Source organism: Cupriavidus basilensis (assembly GCF_029335485.1).
Classification (GTDB): Bacteria; Pseudomonadota; Gammaproteobacteria; order Burkholderiales; family Burkholderiaceae; genus Cupriavidus; species Cupriavidus basilensis_E.
Map to the genome: position 1 here is coordinate 1 of NZ_JARJLM010000292.1, position 6,002 is coordinate 6,002.

Genomic DNA, 6,002 nt, shown 5'->3' on the forward strand with positions numbered 1-6,002 from the left:
CGGCACCGCATGCAGCCCGGCCAGCAGATCGGCCACGGACACCGTGCGCTGCGGCTGCATCGCCCGCATGTCCTGCAGCCACGCCGGCGCCCCGGCCGCCTTCCAGAACCGGCGCCAGTCGGCGCCGGACAGCCCCAGCCGCCCCGGTTCGAAATAGCGCCCGCAGGACTGGATCAGCGCATGTTCGCGATCGATGCTCTGCCCGGCGGTGCAGCAGTAGACTTCCTCCGGATCGCCCCCGCGGCAGGTGTAGTCGTCGGAGGGCGTGTCGCGCCCCACCAGGTAGCTGTAGACAAACAGCTTCCACACGCTGCCCAGCGGCGTCTGCAAGCCCGCCGGCAACGGTGCCGCGGCGCTGCCGTCGAGGCGGGACAACCAGGCCTCATTGCCCGCCAGGCGCGCAAAGCGCAGTGGCTCGGCCACGCCGGACTGCGCCGGTACACGCGCGGCAGCCGGCACGGGCGTGGCGCACGCCGCGCCCATTGCCGCCGCTATCGCAAGCCGGCGCCACCAGCCCGGCCGTGTGGCGCACGGCATCGGCCAGCGCCGTGCCGGCGACCCGGCCCGGCCCGTTGCCTGGCACACTGCCCCGCTCATGCCTGCCTCACTCCACCGTCAACGGGAAGCCCGCTGCCTTGCCATCGCCCTGCAGGGCCTTGGCATCCGGCTGGTACATGCGGAAATAGCGCACCGGCGGCAGGTTGAACTTGCCCGGCAGCGAGAAACGCACCAGCTGGCGCAGCACCACCGGGCGCTCCAGCGACACCACCGGCTGGTGGTAGGACAGCATGCCCATTTCATAGGTCACCGCGCGCTGGAACGGCTGCAGGCCGGTGGCCTTGTTGTCGGGATCGGGCAAACCGTCGATGCGCAGGCCCCAGGTGGTGCCCTCGACTTCGCCGCCCGGCGGCAGCGGCGCCTCGACCAGGCCATAGCGATAGGCGCCCTGGCGCGGGCTGAGCACGATCTCGTCGACGTAGAGCGTATTGCTGTCGAGCTTGTCGCCCGGCTTGACCGGCTTGGCCGTGAAGTTCAGCCCGGCCGTGCCCGCCGCGGCGGCGGCGTCCGCCTTGCCCTCCTTGGCCGCGCCATCGCTGGTGGGTACCAGGCGATAGAGCTTGCGTTCGATGCCGATGGGCAGGCGCGCGGCTTCCTGCGCGCGGCTGCGGTACGACACCACCGCATTGGTATTGAACGACTGCGAGGCCGCGTCCATGTTCTGCGGCACGGTGAGCGCCAGCGTCTCCGGCAGTTGCGCGCCGGTCCAGCGCCATTCCGGGCGGCCCAGCTGGCTGCGCGCGGCCTTCCAGTTGCCTTGCGGCACGCGCAGCGCGGGATCGCCCTCGCCGGCCAGGCCGCGGCCCAGGCCGCCGCCAAGCGCCTTGTTGAGCCAGACCAGGGTCACGGCGCGGTCGATGGTGGGCGAGGCGGCGCCGGCGCGGGACAGCAGCGCCTGCACATCGGAGGTGGCGGCACCCTTGCCCGCCATCAGCAACAGGCTCTGCACCAGCGGCGACGGATCGTTGGCGAGCGTCTGGCGCGCAGCGTCGGCAGCAACGGAAAGACCTTCCGGCATCGGCTGGCCGATCTGCCTGTAGAGCTGCGCGGCCAGCACGGTCGCCACGCGGCGGCCTTGCGGCGAATCCGGCGCGGCAAACACCAGGCTCTCGCCAACCGCGGCGCCAGGCGCATCCGTAGCGGGGCGGCCCAGCTCGGCAGCCACGCCGCCGAGCTGCGTGGCCACCGGCAGGCCCATCTCGTTGATGAACCACAGGGCCAGCGTGCGATGCAGCAGCGGCTCTCTCATGGCCTGCTTGTAGGCTTCCAGCGTGCGCTTCCAGTGATCGGGCGGCAGGCTGATGCCCACGGCGCGCGTGGCGAGCCAGTCGGCATAGTAGGCATAAGCGGTCAACAGCGCGCTGTTGCCCACGGTATCGCCCCACCAGCCGAACTGCCCGTTGACGCCGGCCAGCAGCGCCAGGCGCTGGCGCTGGGTACGCAGCAGCGCGTCGATGCCCTGGGTACCGCCGCCGGTGTCGGCACCGGTGGCGGCAAGGCTGCGCTGGGCCAGCGCCAGCGGAATCAGCCGGCTGGCGGTCTGCTCGGTGCAGCCGTAGGGATAGTTGAGCAGGTCGTCGGCCACGCGGGCGAACTGGCTCGCGGCGCCATCCACGAAGCGCAGGCGCACGTCCTGCGCATCGGCCGGCAGCTTGAGCGCGGCGTTGGCCCCGGCCAGCGGCAGCGTCAGCTCGCGCTGCGAGAGCCAGCCCGTGGGTTCGACAGTCAGCGTGGTCTGCAAGCGGTCCACCGTCCTGCCCTGGAGCTTGATCTCCGCATTGACCACGCCGCTTTGCAGCGCGCTTTGCGCGACTGGCAGCCGCACGTAGTTGGCGCCGCGCTTGAGCGTCACGCTCTGGTTGACGTTGAGTCCGGCGCCGATCACGACCAGGTCCGCGGCCACGTCCTGGTCGCCCTGGTTGAAGGCCACCATATCGATGCGCGGCGCGTCCTCGGCGCGATAGCGCTGCGGACCGGTCCACTTGAGGTAGAGGCCCTTGTCCGAACGGATGCTGGCGGTGCGCTGCCCGACCACGCCGTCGCCCGCCATGGCGCGCACGGTGACACGCCAGCGGGTCAGGGAGTCGGGCATGGTGAAGCTCATGCGCGCGCGCCCGTCGGCGCCGGTGCGCAGGTTGGCCTCCCAGGCGGCGGTGTCTTTCTCGTCACGGCGCGGGCGCTCCAACACCTTGACGCCGCGTTCGTTGTAGCGGCCGCGCTCGGGGCCGCCGGCGCCCGGCTGGGCCGAGACGGCGAGGTCGTAGCCGATGAAATTGAGGCTGGACGTGGTGCGCACGCTGTTGCGGCGCGGATGATAGAAGAAGTCCACGATGCTCGGCGCGATTTCCGGCTGCAGCACGTAGACCATCTCGTCGACCACGCTCACAGTGAGATTGGCCGGCACGGGCTTGCCGTTGAAGGCGCTCGACAGGTCCAGCGTGACGGTGTCGCCGGGCGCGTAGACCGCCTTGTCGCTCTTGACCGCCAGCTCGATGGTGGGCTGCACCACGGCAATCCCGGCGTTCTGGAACACGTAGTCGCCGTCCTTCACGTACAGCACGGAGAACGTCATGTTGGGGCTGAAGTCATTGCCCACCTTGATGCGCGCGCGCCACTGCCGGTCCGTGACTTTTTCCAGCGAGAGCCAGTCGCCGCCCTTGGACAGCAGGCCGCGCCGTTCCACACGATCGCGTTCCAGTGTCAGCAAGGCGTCTTCCACCGCGAGCGGGAACGTCACCAGCGCCTCGGCGGTATCGCCGATGCGGTAGCGGTCGCGGTCGAACACGATCTCGATATTGCCGGGCACGGTCTGCAGGCCTTCGCCGGCCACCCAGTGGCTGGCCGCGGCCAGCAGGTTGCCGGCGCCGTCCTTGACGGAGAGTGTGTACGAGCCCGGCTGGTCGAACTTGACGGGGAACGACAATGCACCACCGGCGCCCGGGCTGAGCTTGCCCTCGGTACGCGTGCGCGATTCAAGCCGCACCAGTTCCCACCTGGCCGGTGCCTGGGCCGGCGCCTGGCCGGTGGCGGCCAGCGCCTGCAGCTGGAAGGTCGCGCTCTGGCCCGGGTTGGTGAAGTTGGCCGGCGTGCTGAGCTTGTACGGCGTGGCGCCGCGCGCGATCAGCAGTTCGCGCGTCACCTTGACGCGATAGGCGGCGCCGTCGTTGGCGAACACCGTCACCACGTAGCGGCTGGGGTCCTTGGCCGCCGGCAGGGTCAGCGCGGCATTGCCGCTGCCATCGGTGCTCAGTTCCTGCTGCTCCAGCTTGACCGGGAACAGGCCGGCATACTGCAGCTCGCCTTCCACCATGGTCACCTGCTGCGCGCGCAGGCTGACCGACAGCCTGGCGTCCTTGACCGGCTTGCCGTCGGGGTAGCGCAGCTGGATCTTGCCCTTGACCACCTCGCCGGTGGCGTAGTCGGCCTTGTCCAGCGCCAGGTTCACGTCGAAATGCGGCTTGATGTATTCGGCCACGCGGAAGGCGCCGCCGTAGGTGTTGCCGCCGTAGTCGAAGCGCAGCGTATAGCCGCCCGCGAGTGCATTGGCCGGCAGCGTGAAGCGCGCGTCGGCGCCGTTGTCCGCGGCCAGCGCGGTATTCACCGAAGCCAGCGGCGCGCCATTGGGATCCAGCACCTCCAGCTTGATATCGCCGGCGGCGGCCGGCGCCGATTCGGTGGCGTTGCGGAAATTGCGGCCGATGAACTTGACGCGGACCTCGTCGCCCGGGCGGTACAGCGGCCGGTCGGTGAAGGCGTACAGCTTGGTGTTGTATATCTCGCTGTCGTAGTAGAAGTTTTCCGAGATAAAGGCGCCGCCGGCCGGGTCCACGCCCAGCAGGTAGCTGCGTTCCGGACTGGTGTGGGCCAGTTCAGCCGCGCCGTCGGTGCCGGTGGTGGCGCTTTGCAGCACGCCCAGGCCATCGGTCCAGGCCAGGCTGGTGCCGGCAACCGGACGGCCGCTCTTGCGCTGCGCGGCCCAGACCAGCATGCCGTTGCTGGTGCTCTTGGTGATCGCCACGGTATCGGAAACGAACAACAGCGTATGGGCACGGTAGGTGCCGATGATGCCTTCGACGATGTACAGCCCGGGCTTGAGCTTGCCCAGCGGCACCATCACGTTACCGGCGTCGCGCGGCAGGAATTCGCTGCTGCTGCCTTCGAGCTTGACATCCTTGGGCGGCTCGATCTCCTTGGCGTCCCAGATCGGATAGCGGAAACGCTCCACCAGGTCGTAGCCCTTGAGCGGCTCGTATTGCGGATTGTTCTCGAAGCGGGTGGGCTGGGCGATCTGCTCGCCCATGCTGAACTGGGGCGCGTCCTCGACCGCCTTGCTGCGCGTGGCGAAGGACAGCACGCGCTGCCATGCGCGGCGCGCCTGCTTGTACCAGCTATCCCACAGATAGGACAGCGTATTGGCCAGGCCTTCGCCGCGGTAATTGGCCTTGACGTCGATCCGGTGCAGGTTCTTCTGCGCCTTCAGGAAAGCGATCGGCTCCGCGACCCGGTACACCAGGATGTCCGCGCCGCCGTAGCGCTGCAGTTCGCTCTTGTATTCGCGCCCCGGCGCTTCGAGCCGCACCCGGGCAGTCTGGTCGCTGCCGAAACTGGCATCGGACAGCAGGAAGAAGGGCTGGCCCTGGAACGCGCCATAGCCGCTGGAGGGCACCGGGTCGAGCGTGGCGCTGGGCCGCTCGGCGGCGCTGGCGGCATGAGCGCCCGCCAGCAGGGCAAGCGCCAGCAGCACGCGGGCAATCACGGAATTCAGGAACGCGCTTGCGCGCAGCGTGACGACAGGCATCGTCTTTACCTCGACAGAAAGGCGAAACGGAACACGCCGATGAAATTGGGATTGCCGTCCTGCGGCTGCCAGCGCGTATCGTTCCATTGCATCAAGCGGGAAAGGGTGACGGCACGCAAACCGTTGTCAGTACGGGTCACGGTGCCGGTGTGGTAGGCCAGGTACTGGCCCATCCAGATCATCAGGTGCTGTTCGTCGCCCTGGTCATAAAAAAGCAAATCGCCGGGCTGGGCCAGGTTGACGTTCCTGGCAACGAAGCGGCTATTGCCCTGCACCAGGGCAAGGGCGGAGGCATAGGCTCCGGTGCTGCCGTCTGCACGGGTCCAGCGCTGGCCAAGCGTGCGCTGGCTCGGGGTCAGGCTGAGCTCCGGCGGCAACTGGCGGGCCGAGGCGCCGCCCTGCATGCCGTTGGCGCGCAGCCAGCGCGCGTCATGCACCTTGAGCGCCTCGCCCACCGCAAAACGCACCAGGCCCGCGCAATCGCGCTGGTACCAGCGCGGGGTCGGGCCCTGGCGCAGCTGCTCGCCGACGATGCGTACGAACCAGGCGCGAAACGCCGCCGACTGCGTGGCATCGAGCACGTCGGCCTCGGGCGTGTCGGCTTCCAGGCCCGATAAAGCCCACGCGCGGCCGGCGCCGGCAAGGG

3 protein-coding genes are annotated in these 6,002 nt (G+C 69.3%); all 3 read right to left on the reverse strand.

Annotated elements, in window-relative coordinates:
- The coding region (locus P3W85_RS17165) for a DUF2300 domain-containing protein (protein ID WP_430869562.1) at positions 1 to 537 on the reverse strand (537 nt) is incomplete at its 3' end.
- A gap of 67 nt (positions 538 to 604) precedes the next feature.
- A complete protein-coding gene (locus tag P3W85_RS17170) occupies positions 605 to 5,356 on the reverse strand; it encodes an alpha-2-macroglobulin family protein (RefSeq protein ID WP_276265662.1) in 4,752 nt (1,583 codons plus the stop codon).
- Positions 5,357 to 5,361: 5 nt separating this feature from the next.
- Positions 5,362 to 6,002, reverse strand: a 641-nt coding sequence (locus tag P3W85_RS17175) for a DUF1175 domain-containing protein (protein ID WP_276265663.1), incomplete at its 5' end; no start/stop codon positions are given.

Coding starts and splice junctions, on each gene's coding strand:
- P3W85_RS17170 (WP_276265662.1), bottom strand. CDS start 5,356: ATGCCTGTCGTCACGCTGCGCGCAAGCGCGTTCCTGAATTCCGTGATT.